Here is a 16,355-nt window from a genome sequence, read left to right as displayed (position 1 = left end):
CGGACCTGGCATCGGCCGGGCCGCCGGACCTTGTGCCGGGCATGGTGTCGGGCATTTCTTTGAGTCCCCTCACATCCGGAAGACGCCGAACTGGGGGTCACCCAGGGGCGCGTTGGCGCACGCGGTCAGGGCCAGGCCCAGCACCTGACGGGTCTGGAGGGGGTCGATGACCCCGTCGTCCCAGAGCCGGGCGGTCGCGTAGTAGGCATTCCCCTGATGCTCGTACTGCGCGCGGATCGGCGCCTTGAACGCGTCCTCGTCCCCGGCGGCCCAGGACTCGCCCCGGCCCTCGATCTGATCCCGCTTGACCGTGGCGAGCACGGAGGCGGCCTGCTCGCCGCCCATCACGGAGATCTTGGCGCCGGGCCACATCCACAGGAAGCGCGGCGAGTAGGCCCGCCCGCACATCGAGTAGTTCCCCGCGCCGTACGACCCGCCGACCACGACCGTCAGCTTCGGTACGCGGGTGGTGGCGACGGCGGTGACCATCTTCGCCCCGTGCTTGGCGATGCCCCCGGCCTCGTAGGCCTTGCCGACCATGAAGCCCGAGATGTTCTGGAGGAACACCAGGGGGATGCCGCGCTGGTCGCACAGCTCGATGAAGTGGGCGCCCTTCTGGGCGGACTCGGAGAACAGGATGCCGTTGTTCGCGACGATGCCGACGGGGTGGCCGTGGATCCGGGCGAAGCCGGTGACCAGGGTCTGCCCGAACTCGGCCTTGAACTCCGCGAAGCGCGAGCCGTCGACGGTCCGGGCGATGATCTCGCGGACGTCGTAGGGGGTGCGGGGGTCGGCGGGCACCGCCCCGTACAGCCCGTACGGGTCGACCTTCGGCTCGATGACCGGCGCCACCTGCCAGGGCAGCGGCCCGCGCGCGGGCACCGTGGCGACGATGTCCCGCACGATCCGCAGCGCGTGCGCGTCGTCCTCGGCGAGATGGTCGGTGACCCCCGACACGCGCGCGTGCACCTCCCCGCCGCCCAGCTCCTCGGCGGTCACGACCTCGCCCGTGGCGGCCTTCACCAGCGGCGGGCCGCCGAGAAAGATCGTGCCCTGACCTCGGACGATGACGGCCTCGTCGCTCATCGCGGGCACATAGGCGCCCCCGGCCGTGCACGACCCCATGACGGCGGCGATCTGCGGGATCCCGGCGGCGGACATCCGGGCCTGGTTGAAGAAGATCCGCCCGAAGTGGTCCCGGTCCGGGAAGACCTCGTCCTGCATCGGGAGGAAGGCGCCGCCCGAGTCCACGAGGTAGACGCAGGGGAGGCGGTTGTCGAGAGCCACCTCCTGCGCGCGTAGATGCTTCTTCACGGTCATCGGGTAGTACGTGCCGCCCTTGACGGTGGCGTCATTGGCGACGACCACGCACTCGCGCCCGCTGACCCGCCCGATCCCGGCGATCACACCCGCCGCCGGGGCCTGTCCCTCGTACATCCCCTCGGCGGCCAGCGGGGCCAGCTCCAGGAAGGGCGAACCGGGGTCCAGCAGGGTGTCGACCCGGTCACGCGGCAGCAGCTTGCCCCGCGCGGTGTGCCGGGCGCGCGCCTTCTCGCCGCCGCCGAGCCGCGCGGTGGCGAGCCGGTCGTGCAACTCGTCCACCAGCGCGCGCTGCGCCGCCTCGTTGGCGCGGAACGCCGCCGACGCGGGGTCTGCCGCGCTCGACAGCTCCGGTGCCTGATCCATCCCGCGAGCCCCCTCACCTTGTTAATGAGCGTTAACGCATTTCCTCCAGGTTAACGACCGCTAACCTTCCTGTCTAGAATTGGCGTCATGGCCATCAGAACCGACGCCCTCACCCGCCGCGAGCAGATCCTCAAGGAGGCTGCCCGGCTGTTCGCCGAACGCGGCTTCCATGGCGTGGGCGTGGACGAGATAGGCGCGGCCGTCGGCATCAGCGGGCCCGGCCTCTACCGGCACTTCCCCGGCAAGGACGCGATGCTCGCCGAACTGCTGGTGGGGATCAGCGGCCGGCTGCTGACCGGCGCGAAGCGCCGCCTGACGGAGGCGGGCCAGGGGTGCCCGCCGGGTGCCGTCCTGGACTCGCTCATCGAGGGCCATATCGACTTCGCCCTGGACGACCGTCCCCTGATCACTCTCCACGACCGCGAGCTGGACCGTTTGCGTGACAGCGACCGCAAGCTGGTACGGCAGCTTCAGCGGCAGTACGTCGAGCTGTGGGTGACGGTGGTCCGCGAGCTGTACCCGTCCCTGCCGGAGCCGTCGGCCCGCTCGGCGGTGCATTCCGTCTTCGGCCTGCTGAACTCCACGCCCCATTTCGGCCGCCGGGGTTCCCTGCCGGGGCGGGGGGCCATGGCGGAGCTGCTGCATCGGATGGCGACGGGGGCGTTTGCGGCGGCGGGGGAGCGGGGGGAGGGGGAGGACGAGGGGGAGGGTGACTTCGGGTGAGGTGGGGGTTCGGGTGAGGTGCGGCTTGGGTGGGGTGCGGCTTGGGTGGGGTGTGATTTCGGCTCTCCGGGGGCCGTCGCGAGGTGCGGGGGTGGTTGTGCGGGGTGTTCCGCTGGGGTGGGGGATCGGGTGTGCGGGGCGTTCCGGCGACGTGGACGTAGGGGATCAGCTGGGTGGCGCGTGGCTGTGAGGTGCGGCATCGGTTGTGCGGGGCTGCGGTACCGGTGAGGTGCGCAGGGTCGGCTGTGTGGGCCTTCTGGGGGCCAGGTCCGCTGCGGGGGTTGGTGCGTGCGGGCCGGGCGAGCGGGATCGGCCCGGCGGAGGACGGCCCGGCGGGATCGGGCGAGCGGGATCGGCCCGGCAAGCCTCGGGCCGGGCCGCCGTACCGGTGGTACGGGGTCGGGGGCGGCTGTGCGGCCCCTTGCGGTGGCCGGGTTCGCCGCGAGGGCCGGCGCGGGCGGGTCGGTGCGTGCGGGCGGCCGGTGGGATGGGCCCGGCGGAGACGGCCGGGCGGGGTCGGGTCGGCGGAGGATGGCCCGGTGGCATCGGGTGTGCGGACGGCGGCCCGGGGGAGTGGCCCGGTAGGGTCCCGGTCGGGTTTCAGCGTGGTCGGGGGAGCGGTGCTCCCAGTGCGCGGGAGATGCCTCGGGCCGCTGTGACGACGGCCGGGGCGAGGCCGCGTGCCGTGCCGTCGCGGGACGGGACGATGATCGACAGCGCCGCGACCACGGTGTTGTCCGCGCCCCGGATCGGGGCCGCCACCGACGCGGAGACCAGCTCGAACTGCCGGTCGCTCAGGGCGAAGCCGTCCCGCTGGATGGCCGCGAGTTCCCGGCGCAGCTGACCGGGGTCCACCACGCTGTACTCGGTGTAGGCCCGCAGCGGACCGCCGAGCACCTCGTTGATCAGCTCGGTCCCGGCGTGCGCCAGCAGGACCCGGCCGACGCCGGTCACATGCAGCGGGAGCCGGGTGCCCGGACGGGCGACGATCCGGGTGGCGTGATGGCTGAACAGACGCTCGACGTACACGACCTCCTTGCCGTCGAGGATGGCCACCTGCACGTTCTGATGGGTCGCCTCGTACAGATCCTCCAGGAACGGCAGGGCGGCCTCGCGCAGGCTCTTGCTGCGCGGTGCCAGCGCGCCCACCTCCCACAGATGCAGGCCGATCGAGTACCGCCCGGACTCGTCGCGCTCCAGCGCGCCCCAGCGGGTCAGCTCCCGGAGCTGGCGGTGGGTGGAGGAGACCGGCCGGTCGAGCCGCCGCGCGATCTCGGACAAGGTCAGCGCCGGAGTGTCCGCGGTGAAGCAGTCCAGCACGTCCAGCGCCCGCCGGGTGCTGGACAGCCTCTCGATGGTCATCACCCTGGCTCCCCGCTCCCGCCCTGACCGCAAAGTTTTCCTCAGCGTGGAAATCGTAGCCCCGGCGCCGGCCGTGGCGGCGAAGCTGCCCGCACCAGCCGCGAAACGGGATCGGAGGCCGACATGCGGACTCAGGTGGGGATCATCGGCGCCGGCCCCGCGGGGCTGCTGCTGTCGCAACTGCTCGCCTCGCAGGGGATCGACTCGGTGGTACTGGAGGTCAGGGACCGGGACTATGTCGAGCACCGGGTGCGTGCCGGGGTGCTCGAACACGGCACGGTCCAGACCCTCCGCGAGGCCGGGGTAGCCGATCGCCTGGACGCCGAGGGCCTGGTCCACGAAGGGCTGAACATCCGTTTCGGCGCCCGTACGCACCGGTTGGACCTGCACGACCTGACCGGACGCGGGGTCACCGTCTACGGCCAGCAGGAAGTGGTGAAGGACCTCATCGCCGCCCGGCTGACGGCCGGGGGAGATGTCCGGTTCGGCGCGGCGGACGTGACCGTGCACGACATCGGCGGGCCCCGGCCGCGGATCACCTTCGTCCAGGACGGGCACCCCGACGAGGTCCGGTGCGACTTCGTCGTCGGCGCCGACGGATTTCATGGCATCTGCCGCGGTCTGATCGCCGGGCGCACCGAGTTCGAGCGGAGCTATCCCTACGCCTGGCTGGGCATCCTGGCCCGCACACCGCCCTCGTGCCCCGAGGTCATCTACGCCCGGCACCCCAACGGTTTCGCGCTGCACAGCATGCGCTCCCCCCAGGTCACCCGGCTCTATCTCCAGGTCGCCCCGGACGAGGACCTGGCGGCCTGGCCGGACGACCGGGTCTGGGCCGAACTCCAGGTCAGGCTCGGCGATGACGAGGGGTTCACACTGAGCGAGGGCCCGGTGCTGGACAAGAACATCACGCCGATGCGCAGTTTCGTGGCCACCCCGATGCAGCGTGAGCGGCTGTTCCTGGTCGGGGACGCCGCCCACATCGTCCCGCCCACGGGCGCCAAGGGGATGAACCTCGCCGTGGCCGATGTCCGGCTGCTCGCCCACGCCCTGGGCGGCCACTACGCCGCCGGGCGCGCGGACCTGCTGGCCGGTTACACCGAGGCCGCCTCGCGGCGGGTCTGGCGGGCCACCCACTTCTCCTGGTGGATGACCTCGATGCTGCACAAGTCCCCCGAGGGGGACCTTTTCGACGACCGGCTCGCCGAGACCCAGCTGGACTGGGTCGCCTCGTCCCGGTCGATGGCCACCGCGCTGGCCGAGAACTACACCGGGCTGCCCTATGAACAGGGCTGGTCCTACCGATAGCGCGGGTCCGCCCGTGTCGGGGATCCGCTCCGCGACCGGGTCCGCTCCGCGACCGGGTCCGCTCGCGGACCGGGCCCGACTCATGCGACTTCGACTTCGACGGCAGGGGAGTGAGGGAAGATGCCGGAACGAGACGCGCTGAACGACATCCCGGGCACCACCGTGTTCACCGGGGAACAGACCCGCAAGGGCTATGCCCTCAACCAGTTCTGCATGAGTCTGACCCGCAGCGAGAACCGCGCCCGGTTCAAGGCCGACGAACGTGCCTACCTCGACGAATGGCCCTTGACCGAGGCCCAGAAGCGGGCGGTGCTCGCGCGTGACTGGAACGCCGCCATCGCCGAGGGCGGGAACATCTACTTCCTCGGCAAGATCCTCGGCACCGACGGGACGTCCTTCCGGGAGGCCGCCAGTGCCATGACCGGGATCCCGCTCGACGAGTACGCCGCCATCATGCTCGCCGGCGGCCGGTCGCCGGACGGCCTGCGCTCCCGTACCGAAGGGCGATGACCATGGCACGGATCACCGCGGGCATCAGCACGAGCCATGTCCCCGCCATCGGCGCGGCCATCGACCACGGCGACACCGGACAGGACTACTGGAAGCCGCTGTTCCAGGGCTACGAGTGGACCCGGACCTGGCTCGACCGGAACCGGCCCGATGTCGTCGTCCTCGTCTACAACGACCACGCCTCGGCCTTCTCCCTGGAGACCATTCCCACCTTCGCCCTCGGCTGCGCGGCCACCTTCGAGCCCGCCGACGAGGGATTCGGGCCGCGGCCGGTGCCGACCGTGCACGGGCATCCCGAACTCGCCTGGCATCTCGCGGAGTCGCTGATCCTGGACGAGTTCGACCTCACCCTCATGAACCGGCTGGACGTCGACCACGGACTGACGGTCCCGCTGTCGCTGATGTTCGGCAGCCCCGACGCCTGGCCGGTGCGGGTCATCCCGCTCGCCGTGAACGTCATCCAGTATCCGCCGCCGACGGGAAACCGCTGCTGGACGCTGGGCGAGGCGATCGGCAGGGCGGTCCGGGCGTACGACGAGGATCTCGATGTCCAGATCTGGGGCACCGGCGGGATGAGCCACCAGCTCCAGGGGCCCCGCGCCGGACTGATCAACACCCCGTTCGACACCGCCTTCCTGGACCGGCTGACCTCCGATCCGCAGGCGCTGCGGCGCATCCCGCACCTCGAATATCTGCGGGACGCCGGTTCCGAGGGGATCGAGCTGGTCATGTGGCTGATCATGCGCGGCGCGCTGGGCGCCGACGTCAGGGAACTCCACCGCCACTACCACGTCCCGGCGTCCAACACCGCCGTGGGCCACATCGTCCTGGAGGCCCGGGAAGCCGCGGCGACACCGGAGGGATCGAGCTGATGCCAGGAACCACACCGCCCACCCGGATCGCGCTCGTCGGCGCCGGTGCCTTCGGCGTCAAGCACCTCGACGCGCTGGCCGTCATCGAGGACGCCGAACTGGCCGCCGTCGTCACCCCGGAGCGCTCACAGGCGGACGCCCTCGCCACCCGCTACGGGGCGGCAACGGCCGCGACGGACCTGGCGGAGGTGCTGAAGCGGGACGACATCGACGCGGTCGTCCTGTGCACCCCCACACCCCTGCACGCCGAGCAGGCCATCGCGGTCATGCGTGCCGGGAAGGACGTCGAGGTGGAGATCCCGCTGGCGGACAGCTGGGCGGACGCCGAGGCCGTCGCCGAGACCCAGCGCGACACCGGCCGGATCTGCATGGTCGGCCACACCCGCCGGTTCAACCCCTCCCACCGCTGGATACGGCAGCGGATCGCGGCCGGCGGGCTCCGGTTGCAGCACCTCGACGTGCGGACCCACTTCCTGCGCCGCAGCAACCTCAACGCCCTGAACCAGCCCCGCACCTGGACCGACCATCTGCTGTGGCACCACGCCGCGCACACCGTCGACCTGCTCCGGTTCCAGACCGGCGAGGACATCGTCACCGCCCACGCGATCCAGGGGCCGCCCCATCCCGAGCTGGGCATCGCGATGGACATGTCCATCCAGCTGCGCACCGAGGGCGGCACCGTCTGCACCCTCTCCCTGAGCTTCAACAACGACGGCCCCTTCGGCAGCGTCTTCCGCTACATCGGGGACACCGGCACCTATGTCGCCCGCTACGACGACCTGGTCACGGGCCGGGACGAGCCGGTCGACCTGTCGGGCACCGGCTGTCCCGCCAACGGGATCGAGGGCCAGGACCGCGCCTTCGTCGCCGCCGTCCGTGCCGGGCGCGAGCCCGAGTCCGGCCTGGCCGCAGTGCTCGACAGCTATCGGGTACTGGCCCGGCTGGAGCGGCAGCTCATCGGCTGAGCGTTGGGGCGGGGCGGGCCAGGGCGGGCCAGGCCGGGTCGGGCCGGGCCGGGTCGGGGCGGGCCGGGGCTCGGCACCGCCGCGTTGCCCAGACATCCATCGACATCTATCGACATCCATCCACATTCATAGATATCCATCGACATTCGGGACGACCCCCGTCGACATCCAGGTCGGTGACTACTCCACCGGTGAGGCCACCATGCAGCATCTCCCGCGAAGGCACGGCGACCAGATCGCGATCCCGTGCTGGTTCATGCGCGGCGGCACCTCGCGCGGCCCGTTCTTCCGCAGCGCCGACCTGCCCGCGGACCGGGCGGCCCGTGACGCCGTGCTGCTCGCCGCGCTGGGTTCGCCCGATCCCCGGCAGATCGACGGTCTGGGCGGGGCGCACCCGCTGACCAGCAAGGCCGGCATCGTCGGCGCCGGTACCCGCCCCGGCGTCGACCTGGAGTTCACCTTCGCCCAGCTGCAACCGGACAGCGACCTCGTCGACATGACACCCAACTGCGGCAACATGCTCGCGGCCGTGGTGCCGTTCGCCGTCGAGTCCGGCCTGCTCGCGCCCCAGGGGGACACCACGACGGCACGCGTGCTCACCCGCAACACCGGGCTCGTCGCCGAGATCACCGTCCGTACGCCCCGGGACCCGGACGGGCGGCGCCACGCCGGGTACGCGGGTGACACGCGGATCGACGGTGTGCCCGGTACGGCGGCACCGGTGACGGTCGGCTTCCTGGACACCGCGGGGTCCGTGTGCTCGGGCCTGCTGCCCACCGGCAACGTGCGCGACCGGGTCACGGTGGCCGGCCTCGGCCCCGTCGATGTCACCTGCGTCGACAACGGCCAGCCGGTGGTGATCGTCGCGGCGGCGGCGCTGGGACGTACGGGGCATGAGTCCGTGTCCGACCTCGAAGCCGACGACGTACTGAAAGCGCGCGTCGAGGCGCTGCGGCTGGTCTGCGGTGAGCTGATGGGGCTCGGCGATGTGACCGCGAAGAACTACCCGAAGATGACGCTGGTCGCACCGCCCGCCCGGGGCGGCGTCATCGCCACGCGGAGCTTCGTCCCCCGCGTCTGCCATCGGTCGATCGGTGTCCTCGCGGCGGTCACCGTCGCCACGGCCTGTGTCCTGGACGGCTCGGTCGCCCATGAACTGGCGTCCCTCCCGGGCGGTATGGACGGCCCCGGAAGCCCTGGCGGCCCCGGAAGCGCCGGTGGTCCCCGAAGCGGCGACGTGGACGACGCGTACGACGTGGACGTCCCGGTCTCCGTCGAGCACCCCGCCGGTGAGTTCACCCTGCGGCTCGGGCTCTCCGGCACCCGTCCGCGCCGGGTCACCCGGTCGGCCCTGGTCCGCACCGCCCGTCTGATCATGGCCGGCGACGTCCTGATACCCGGCCGTGTCCGGAACCCCGAGGAGGCCCGATGATCATCGACTGCCACGGCCACTACACCACCGCGCCCGCCGCGCTCGGCGAGTGGCGCGACCGCCAGATCACGGCCCTGACCGCCCCCGACCCCGGTACCGCCACCGACCCGCACCGCGCCCCCGACCCCGCCGAACTGCGCATCGACGACGGCGAACTGCGCCGGAGCATCGAGGACAACCAGCTGCGCATGATGGACGAGCGCGGTGTCGACGTCACGGTCTTCTCGCCGCGGGCCTCGTTCATGGCGCACCACATCGGCGACTTCCGTACCTCCGCCCAGTGGGCCGAGCTGTGCAACGACCTGTGTCACCGGGTCGCCGGGCTGTTCCCGGAACGGTTCGTACCGGCGGCCATGCTGCCCCAGTCGCCGGGCGTCGATCCGGCCACCTGCCTCCCCGAGCTGACCCGCTGTGTCGAGGAACTCGGCGCGGTCGCGGTGAATCTCAACCCCGACCCGTCCGGCGGCCACTGGACGGCCCCGCCGCTGACCGACCGCTCGTGGTACCCCCTCTACGAGAAGCTGGTCGAGTACGACGTCCCGGCCATGGTGCATGTGAGCACCAGCGTCAGCCCGGCCTTCCACACCACGGGGGCGCACTATCTGAACGCCGACACCACGGCGTTCATGCAGCTGGTGCAGGGCGATCTGTTCGCCGACTTCCCGGCCTTGCGGCTGATCATCCCGCACGGGGGCGGCGCCGTCCCGTACCACTGGGGCCGCTTCCAGGGGCTGGCCATGGCGCTCGGTAGGCCCCCGCTGGAGGAACACCTGCTGGGCAATGTCTTCTTCGACACCTGCGTCTACCACCAGCCCGGCATCGACCTGCTGTGCCAAGTCGTCCCGGCGCGCAACATCCTCTTCGCCTCGGAGATGATCGGCGCCGTCCGCGGCATCGACCCGGGCACCGGCCACCACTTCGACGACACCCGCCGCTATGTCGAGAACACCGGGCTGTCCGCCGCCGACCTGGCCGCCGTCGAGGAGCACAACGCCCGCACCGTCCATCCACGCCTGGCCGCCCTGCTGCGGCGGCAGGGCCGCTGACCCGGCAGAGAGCAAGAGCGATAAAAGCAATAAGAGCAATAAGAGCGACAAGAGAGACAAGAGAGACAAGAGAGACAGGAGAGCAGAGGACCATGTACGAACTCGGTGTCGTCCACCGGACCATCACCCGTGCCTCCCACACCGATGTCGAGGCGCTCGCCCCGTTCGGGGTGAGCACCGTCCACGAGGCCATGGGCCGCACCGGCCTGATGCGCCCCCGGCTGCGGCCGGTCTACCCCGGCGCCCGGATGTGCGGGCCCGCCGTCACCGTGCTGCTCCAGCCGGGCGACAACTGGATGCTGCACGTCGCCGCCGAGCAGGTCCGGCCCGGCGATGTGCTGGTGGCGGCCTGCACCACGGACAACGAGGACGGCTTCTTCGGCGAACTGCTGGCCACCTCAATGCGGGCCCGGGGCTGTGCGGGTCTGGTCATCGACGGCGGCTGCCGGGACGTGGCGGAGCTGGAGGCGATGGACTTCCCGGTCTTCAGCCGGGCGGTCAGCGCCAAGGGCACGGTCAAGGCCACCCTGGGCTCGGTCAATGTGCCCGTCGTCTGCGCGGGCGCGCCGGTCCGTCCCGGGGATGTGGTGCTGGCGGACGCCGACGGGGTGGTCGTGGTGCCCGCGGGACGGGCCGCCGAGGTCGCCGGGGCGGCGGCGCGGCGGGAGGCCGCCGAGGAGGAGAAACGCAAGCGGTTCGCGGCCGGCGAACTCGGCCTCGACCTCTACGGGATGCGCGAGCCGCTCCGGGCAGCGGGCCTGCGCTACACGGACTGACCCCTGTCGCGCCGTGCCGCTCCGCGATGCCACCGGTCACCCCGCGTGCGTCGTGGTCGGGCCCGCCCTTCCGCTCGGCGGCGGCCCAGCCCACGGTCACCCCGCGTGCGCCGTGGTCGGCGCCCCGCCTTCCGCTCGGCGGCGGTTCCAGCCCCCAGAGACCCGCCCCCCCAACCCCAAGGAGCCCCCATGACCGCACCGGCGCCCAAGACCCCCGGCTGGCTGGACTGGTGTCCGGAGCCGTCCGAGCCCGTGTTCGTCCTGCCTCCCGGCACCGTGGACACCCACTGTCATGTCTTCGGCCCCCAGGCCGCCTTCCCCTTCGCGCCGGAGCGGAAGTACACGCCCTGTGACGCGAGCAAGGACCAGCTCCTCGCGCTCCACGATCACTTGGGCGTCAGCCGCGCCGTCATCGTCCAGGCCACCTGCCACGGCGCCGACAACCGTGCCATGACCGATGCCGTACTGGCCTCCGGCGGACGGGCGCGCGGCATCGCCACCGTGCGGCCGGACGTCACCGACGCCGAGCTGCGCCGGCTCGACGCGGCCGGGGTGCGCGGGGTGCGGTTCAACTTCCTCAAGCGGCTGGTCGACAGCGCGCCCCGGGAGGATCTGACCGCCGTCGCCGAGCGGATCACGCCCCTCGGCTGGCACATCGTGCTCTACTTCGAGGCCGCCGACCTGCCGGAGCTGGCGGACTTCTTCGCCGCGCTGCCCACGCCGCTGGTGGTGGACCACATGGGCCGCCCGGACGTGACCCGGCCGGTCACCGGCCCCGAGTTCTCCGGCTTCCTGCGCTTCGTCGAGCGCGCCGACGTCTGGGTGAAGGTGACGTGCCCCGAGCGCCTCACCGTCACCGGCCCGGCCGCCCGCAAGGGCGAGCGCCACCCCTACGCCGACGTCGTCCCCTTCGCCCGCCGGGCCGTCGAGGAGTTTCCCGACCGGGTCCTGTGGGGCACCGACTGGCCGCACCCCAACCTCACCGGCCACATGCCCGACGACGGACTCCTCGTCGATCACATCCCCCGGATCGCCGTCACCCCGGAACTGCGCCACAAACTCCTCGTCGCGAACCCCACGCGGCTGTACTGGCCCGACGAGCGCCCCCCGGAAAGTGGGTCGCGTGCCACATCCCCCCGTCTGGACTAGGCGCCGTACCCGCCGGTAAAGTTAGCCTGAGCAAGCGCTTAGACAGCTGGTCCCACCCGGCAGGAGGAGGCGGCGTGCGCCGTACGGTGTTCAACGAGGATCACGAGGCGTTCCGGGAGACCCTGCGCGCCTTCATCGAGGCCGAGGTCGTGCCGGTGTACGACGAGTGGTTCGCCGCCGGCCAGGCGCCGCGGGAGTTCTACCACCAGCTCGCCGAGCTGGGACTCTTCGGGATCAACGTCCCGGAGGAGTACGGCGGCGCCGGGCTGGAGACCCACAAGTTCGAGGCGATCCAGTACGAGGAGACCGCCCGCGCGGGCGTCACCTTCGGCGGTTCCGGTGTGCATGTGCTGCTCGCCCTGCCGTACATCAAGTCGCTCGCCACCGACGAGCAGAAGAAGCGGTACCTGCCGAAGTTCGTCAGCGGCGAGGAGATGTGGGCCATCGCGATGACCGAGCCGGGCACCGGCTCCGACCTCGCGGGCATGAAGACCACCGCCAAGCTGTCCGAGGACGGCACGCACTACGTGCTGAACGGATCCAAGACCTTCATCACCGGCGGCGTGCACGCCGAGCGCGTCATCGTCTGCGCCCGCACCGCCCCCGCCACCGCCGAGGACCGGCGGCACGGAATCTCGCTGCTCGCCGTCGACACCACGTCGGACGGGTACTCCATCGGCCGCAAGCTCGACAAGCTGGGTCTGAAGACCTCCGACACCGCCGAGCTGGCGTTCGTCGACGTCAAGGTGCCCGTGGAGGATCTCCTCGGCGAGGAGAACAAGGGCTTCTCCTACCTCGGGGCCAATCTCCCCTCCGAGCGCTGGGGCATCGCCTTCGGCGCCTACGCGCAGGCCAGGGCCGCCGTCCGGTTCGCCAAGAACTACGTCCAGGAGCGGACCGTCTTCGGCAAGCCCGTCGCCCACTTCCAGAACACCAAGTTCGAGCTGGCCGCCTGCCAGGCCGAGGTGGACGCCGCCGAGGCCGTCGCCGACCGGGCCCTCGAAGCGCTCGACGCCGGGGAGCTGACCCCCGCCGAGGCCGCCAGCGCCAAGCTGTTCTGCACCGAGGTCGCCCACCGGGTCATCGACCGCTGCCTCCAGCTGCACGGCGGCTACGGCTATATGAACGAGTACCCGATCGCCCGCCTGTACGCCGACAACCGCGTCAACCGGATCTACGGCGGCACCAGCGAGATCATGAAGACGATCATCGCCAAGGACATGGGCCTGTGACGACCGTGAGTCCCCGATGACCGTGAGTCCGAGATGGCCGTGAGTCGCGATGGCCGTGAGTCGCGATGATCGTTGGTCAGGCACCTCCCTCATGAGCCAGGCACTTGAGTCCCTGCTCGATCTGCTCGACCTGGAGCGGATCGAGCAGGACATGTTCCGCGGGCGGTCCCGCTCCGCCGTCGTCCCCCGGGTCTTCGGCGGACAGGTCGCCGCGCAGGCGATGGTCGCCGCCGGACGGACCGTCCCCGTCGACCGGCACGCGCACTCCCTGCACGCCTACTTCCTGCGCACCGGGGACCCCTGCGCCCCCATCGTCTACACCGTCGACCGGATGCGCGACGGCCGCTCCTTCACCACCCGCCGGGTGGTCGCCGTCCAGCACGGCCGGCCCGTCTTCGCCCTGTCGGCGTCCTTCCAGACGTACGAGGACGGCCTGGACCACCAGATCCCCATGCCGCCCGCGCCCGACCCGGCGGACCTGCCCACCGCCGAGGAGCGGCTGCGCCAGTACGGCCATCTGCACCCCAAGGTCGTGGAGCACCTGCGGGAGGCCGGTGACGCCGTCGATCTGCGGTACGTCGACGAACCCCCGTACGGGCGGTTCGGCGAGGTCCGCGCACCGCACTCCCAGGTCTGGTTCCGCACCAACGGCAAACTCGCCGACGACCCCCTGCTGCACGTGGTCCTCGCGACGTACGTCTCCGACATGACCCTGCTCGACTCGGTCCTGCTCGCGCACGGCCGGGGCGGCTGGGCCGTCGGCGATGTCGTCGGCGCGTCCCTCGACCACGCCATGTGGTTCCACCGCCCGTTCCGCGCCGACGAATGGCTCCTGTACGACCAGGAGTCGCCGTCGGCGTACGCCGGGCGGGGCCTCGGCCAGGCCCGGATCCACACCCAGGACGGACGGCTCGCCGTCTCCGTCATCCAGGAGGGCGTGGTCCGCGTCCCTCGGTGAGACTGGGGGACATGGCCTCACCACCACAGGACGCCGGGGACACCGGGGACGCCAAGAACACCGGGGACCCGGCCGCGGCGTCGGAGAGCGGCGGCGAGAGTGTCGTCACCGTGCTCGTCGCCGCCGCGGCCAATCTCGGGATCGCCGTCGCCAAGGCCGTCGCGGGTGTCATCAGCGGCTCCAGCGCGATGCTCTCGGAGGCCGCGCACTCGGTCGCCGACACCGTCACCGAGCTGATGCTGCTGGTGTCCCTCAAGCGCGGCGGGAAACCGGCCGACGAGGACCACCCCCTCGGTTACGGCGCCGAACGCTACATCTGGGCGCTGCTCGCCGCCGTCGCCACCTTCGTCGGCGGTGCCGTCTTCTCCTTCTACGACGGTATCCACACCCTCGTGCACGGTGAGAAACCCGGCGACCCGCTCATCTCGTACCTCGTCCTGGGCGTCGCCTTCCTCCTGGAGGGCTACTCCCTGCGTACCGGCCTGCGGCAGGCGCGCGGGGAGGCCGCCCGGCTCCAGGCGCCCTTCCGCCGCTATCTGCGGCACACCCCCGACACCGCCGTGAAGGCCGTCGTCATGGAGGACACGGCCGCGCTGGCCGGCCTGGTGGTCGCCGCCGGTGGCCTGCTCGGCGGGCAGCTCACCGGCTCCGGCGTCTGGGACGGCCTCGCCTCCCTGCTGATCGGCCTGCTCCTGCTGTACGTCGCCTGGGAGCTGGGCCGGTCCAACGCCGAACTGCTCATCGGACGTGCCCTGCCCCGCCCGATGCGTGAGCGGATCCGCGCCGAACTGCTCGCGGTGGAGCACATCGAGGCCGTACTGGAGCTGACCACCCTGGTCCAGGGTCCGCGGCAGGCGCTCGTCGCGGCGAAGGTCGACTTCCGGGACGTGGCGAGTGCGGCGCAGATCGAGTGGGCCTGCGAGAGCGCCGAGGCGCGTCTGAGGGAGGCGTTCCCGGGGATCGGGCGGGTGTATCTGGACCCGACGCCGGGGTACGGGCAGCGGCGCGAGGAGGGGCTCAGTCCCTGGGCGTGACCGTCGCGGGGGTTCGGCGGGGCCGACTGCCCCCGGTGGCGGGGGCGGGCACGCGTGGGTGTCACCTGTCCTGGGCCTCGTGGCTGGTGGGAGTTGCCTGTCCGGGGCCTTGTGGTTGATGGGTGTCACCTGCCCGGGGCCTCGCGGCTGGGGAGGGGCCCGGCCGCCGCCCCTCCCGCCGGGCTCCCGAGCAGCGGCCAGGACCCTCACCGGGGGTCCCAGCCGCGGGCCGTCACCCTCACCCCGCCCCGGACTCCGCCAGATCAGGTCAGGTCAGGTCGGATCGGGCCGGTCGGGTCAGGCCAGTCCCGCCTCCGTCAGCAGATACGCCGTCATCGGGTCGTAGTACCTGGGGCTGAGCACATGGTCGTCCAGGGGGACGGTCACCTGGACCGTGCCCTCGGCCTCCGCGATGAACAGGGCCGGGTCGTTGCAGTCGGCGTAGCCCACCGACTCGACGCCGTGCTGGCCCGCGTAGCCCGCCCAGCCGTGGTCGGCGACCACCAGGTCGGGCAGCGGGCGCCCCTCGCGCTCAAGTGCGGTCAGGATGGCCTTCATCGGCTCGCCGGAGTGGGTGTGCCAGAGCGTCGCCCCGTGCTCCAGCATCGCCACGTCCGCGAACTGCATGACGTAACCCTCCTCCGTCTGGAGGCCGTCCGGGATGACCACGATCTCGCAGCCCGCGCCGCGCAGCGCGGCGGCCGTGGCCCGGTGCACGTCCAGCAGCCCGCCGGGGTGCCCGGTGGCGAACAGCACCCGCTGCTCGCCCGCCGCCGCCTTGCGCAGCCGCGCGGCCAGCCGGTCGAGACCGGCCACGGTCAGCTCGGGGTCGATGGTGTCCTGGCCGTGCCGGTACTCGGGGTCGTCGTGGACGCCGACCCGCTCCGCCATCACCGCGAGCACGTCCTGCTCGTCGGTCCAGCGGTCGCCCAGCTCCAGGCCGAGCCAGAAGTTGCGGACGCCGTTGGCGAGCTGGCGGTAGTGGGAGAGGTTGTTCTCGCGCGGCGTGGCGACCTCGCCGGCGATGCGGGTCTTGACGAGGTGGTCGACGAGTTCGGCGCGGCTGGGTGTCGGTGTCGGTGTCCCGGGTATCGGCATGGCTCCCATTGTGGGCCAGATCCCCGGGTCCGTCCTCGACGTCCCGCACGCTGGGACATGGGTCACGCGACCACGCCCGGCGCGAGCGGCCCGGCCGGCCGGCCCGCCGGCCCGCGCCGCCGCCCCCGGGGGGGGCGGGGCCGCCCCCCCCGGAACGAGGGGCAGGGCTCGGCACAGAGGTGGGGAACGCGCAGGAGATCTCAC

The 16,355-nt window shown here is 71.9% G+C and carries 15 protein-coding genes; 12 read left to right on the top strand and 3 right to left on the bottom strand.

All coding sequences use genetic code 11. From position 1 onward, the window contains the following. Nucleotides 1-69: 69 nt before the first annotated feature. Entirely contained in the window at nt 70-1,686 is a 1,617-nt protein-coding gene (locus ACFXAZ_RS34180) for a carboxyl transferase domain-containing protein (RefSeq protein ID WP_384599166.1), read from the bottom strand. A gap of 87 nt (nt 1,687-1,773) precedes the next feature. Here ACFXAZ_RS34180 and ACFXAZ_RS34175 point away from each other — a divergent pair, with 87 nt between their 5' ends. After that, complete coding sequence (locus ACFXAZ_RS34175; protein ID WP_384599163.1) at nt 1,774-2,409, top strand: TetR/AcrR family transcriptional regulator; 636 nt, start codon at nt 1,774-1,776, stop codon at nt 2,407-2,409. A 600-nt stretch (nt 2,410-3,009) separates the two neighbouring features. Here the strand turns inward: ACFXAZ_RS34175 and ACFXAZ_RS34170 are convergent. After that, the gene (locus ACFXAZ_RS34170; protein WP_384599160.1) at nt 3,010-3,771 is read right to left on the bottom strand and encodes an IclR family transcriptional regulator; all 762 of its coding nucleotides are present in this window, start codon (nt 3,769-3,771) and stop codon (nt 3,010-3,012) included. A 123-nt stretch (nt 3,772-3,894) separates the two neighbouring features. On the opposite strand from ACFXAZ_RS34170, the gene ACFXAZ_RS34165 reads away from it, so the two are divergent. From ACFXAZ_RS34165 to ACFXAZ_RS34115, 11 genes are all read left to right on the top strand, one after another. Beyond that, on the top strand, nt 3,895-5,079 hold the full coding sequence (locus ACFXAZ_RS34165; protein WP_384599158.1) for a 4-hydroxybenzoate 3-monooxygenase: 1,185 nt from the start codon (nt 3,895-3,897) through the stop codon (nt 5,077-5,079). 120 nt (nt 5,080-5,199) lie between these two features. After that, nucleotides 5,200-5,589 carry a protocatechuate 4,5-dioxygenase subunit alpha gene (ligA, locus tag ACFXAZ_RS34160; protein WP_384599155.1) on the top strand — a complete coding sequence of 130 codons (390 nt, stop codon included), beginning with the start codon at nt 5,200-5,202 and terminating at the stop codon, nt 5,587-5,589. After that, on the top strand, nt 5,586-6,461 hold the full coding sequence (locus ACFXAZ_RS34155; RefSeq protein WP_384599152.1) for a class III extradiol dioxygenase subunit beta: 876 nt from the start codon (nt 5,586-5,588) through the stop codon (nt 6,459-6,461). Before ligA ends, ACFXAZ_RS34155 begins: the two co-directional genes overlap by 4 nt. Next, nucleotides 6,461-7,426 (top strand): Gfo/Idh/MocA family oxidoreductase, encoded by a 966-nt coding sequence (locus tag ACFXAZ_RS34150; protein WP_384599150.1) that lies wholly within the window; start codon nt 6,461-6,463, stop codon nt 7,424-7,426. Before ACFXAZ_RS34155 ends, ACFXAZ_RS34150 begins: the two co-directional genes overlap by 1 nt. A gap of 202 nt (nt 7,427-7,628) precedes the next feature. After that, nucleotides 7,629-8,858 (top strand): PrpF domain-containing protein, encoded by a 1,230-nt coding sequence (locus ACFXAZ_RS34145; protein WP_384599147.1) that lies wholly within the window; start codon nt 7,629-7,631, stop codon nt 8,856-8,858. After that, the gene (locus tag ACFXAZ_RS34140) at nt 8,855-9,904 is read left to right on the top strand and encodes an amidohydrolase family protein (protein ID WP_384599144.1); all 1,050 of its coding nucleotides are present in this window, start codon (nt 8,855-8,857) and stop codon (nt 9,902-9,904) included. The genes ACFXAZ_RS34145 and ACFXAZ_RS34140 overlap by 4 nt, the downstream gene beginning before the upstream one ends. A 92-nt stretch (nt 9,905-9,996) precedes the next feature. Then, nucleotides 9,997-10,680: a 4-carboxy-4-hydroxy-2-oxoadipate aldolase/oxaloacetate decarboxylase gene (locus ACFXAZ_RS34135; protein ID WP_384599141.1), complete on the top strand. Its 684-nt coding sequence runs from the start codon at nt 9,997-9,999 to the stop codon at nt 10,678-10,680. Between the two features lie 189 nt (nt 10,681-10,869). After that, nucleotides 10,870-11,829 carry an amidohydrolase family protein gene (locus ACFXAZ_RS34130; RefSeq protein ID WP_384599138.1) on the top strand — a complete coding sequence of 320 codons (960 nt, stop codon included), beginning with the start codon at nt 10,870-10,872 and terminating at the stop codon, nt 11,827-11,829. Nucleotides 11,830-11,903: 74 nt separating this feature from the next. Beyond that, nucleotides 11,904-13,061: an acyl-CoA dehydrogenase family protein gene (locus tag ACFXAZ_RS34125; protein ID WP_384599135.1), complete on the top strand. Its 1,158-nt coding sequence runs from the start codon at nt 11,904-11,906 to the stop codon at nt 13,059-13,061. Between the two features lie 91 nt (nt 13,062-13,152). Continuing rightward, the gene (locus ACFXAZ_RS34120) at nt 13,153-14,019 is read left to right on the top strand and encodes an acyl-CoA thioesterase (RefSeq protein WP_384599132.1); all 867 of its coding nucleotides are present in this window, start codon (nt 13,153-13,155) and stop codon (nt 14,017-14,019) included. An 11-nt stretch (nt 14,020-14,030) separates the two neighbouring features. Continuing rightward, nucleotides 14,031-15,053 (top strand): cation diffusion facilitator family transporter, encoded by a 1,023-nt coding sequence (locus tag ACFXAZ_RS34115; protein ID WP_384599129.1) that lies wholly within the window; start codon nt 14,031-14,033, stop codon nt 15,051-15,053. Nucleotides 15,054-15,350: 297 nt separating this feature from the next. Here ACFXAZ_RS34115 and ACFXAZ_RS34110 read toward each other — a convergent pair whose 3' ends face one another. After that, nucleotides 15,351-16,151, bottom strand: coding sequence for a phosphatase (locus tag ACFXAZ_RS34110; RefSeq protein ID WP_384599126.1), 801 nt, complete (start codon nt 16,149-16,151; stop codon nt 15,351-15,353). Nucleotides 16,152-16,355: the final 204 nt, after the last annotated feature.

The organism is Streptomyces sp. NPDC059477, assembly GCF_042749375.1.
Lineage (GTDB): Bacteria > Actinomycetota > Actinomycetes > Streptomycetales > Streptomycetaceae > Streptomyces.
The sequence above is the reverse complement of the archived record's forward strand: the minus strand, read 5'-3'. Positions and strand labels throughout refer to the sequence as shown.

Bases quoted from the DNA above. Each gene is read 5' to 3' on its own strand.
- ACFXAZ_RS34180 (WP_384599166.1), bottom strand. From the start codon at position 1,686: ATGGATCAGGCACCGGAGCTGTCGAGCGCGGCAGACCCCGCGTCGGCG.
- ACFXAZ_RS34175 (WP_384599163.1), top strand. From the start codon at position 1,774: ATGGCCATCAGAACCGACGCCCTCACCCGCCGCGAGCAGATCCTCAAG.
- ACFXAZ_RS34170 (WP_384599160.1), bottom strand. From the start codon at position 3,771: ATGACCATCGAGAGGCTGTCCAGCACCCGGCGGGCGCTGGACGTGCTG.
- ACFXAZ_RS34165 (WP_384599158.1), top strand. From the start codon at position 3,895: ATGCGGACTCAGGTGGGGATCATCGGCGCCGGCCCCGCGGGGCTGCTG.
- ligA (WP_384599155.1), top strand. From the start codon at position 5,200: ATGCCGGAACGAGACGCGCTGAACGACATCCCGGGCACCACCGTGTTC.
- ACFXAZ_RS34155 (WP_384599152.1), top strand. From the start codon at position 5,586: ATGACCATGGCACGGATCACCGCGGGCATCAGCACGAGCCATGTCCCC.
- ACFXAZ_RS34150 (WP_384599150.1), top strand. From the start codon at position 6,461: ATGCCAGGAACCACACCGCCCACCCGGATCGCGCTCGTCGGCGCCGGT.
- ACFXAZ_RS34145 (WP_384599147.1), top strand. From the start codon at position 7,629: ATGCAGCATCTCCCGCGAAGGCACGGCGACCAGATCGCGATCCCGTGC.
- ACFXAZ_RS34140 (WP_384599144.1), top strand. From the start codon at position 8,855: ATGATCATCGACTGCCACGGCCACTACACCACCGCGCCCGCCGCGCTC.
- ACFXAZ_RS34135 (WP_384599141.1), top strand. From the start codon at position 9,997: ATGTACGAACTCGGTGTCGTCCACCGGACCATCACCCGTGCCTCCCAC.
- ACFXAZ_RS34130 (WP_384599138.1), top strand. From the start codon at position 10,870: ATGACCGCACCGGCGCCCAAGACCCCCGGCTGGCTGGACTGGTGTCCG.
- ACFXAZ_RS34120 (WP_384599132.1), top strand. From the start codon at position 13,153: ATGAGCCAGGCACTTGAGTCCCTGCTCGATCTGCTCGACCTGGAGCGG.
- ACFXAZ_RS34115 (WP_384599129.1), top strand. From the start codon at position 14,031: ATGGCCTCACCACCACAGGACGCCGGGGACACCGGGGACGCCAAGAAC.
- ACFXAZ_RS34110 (WP_384599126.1), bottom strand. From the start codon at position 16,151: ATGCCGATACCCGGGACACCGACACCGACACCCAGCCGCGCCGAACTC.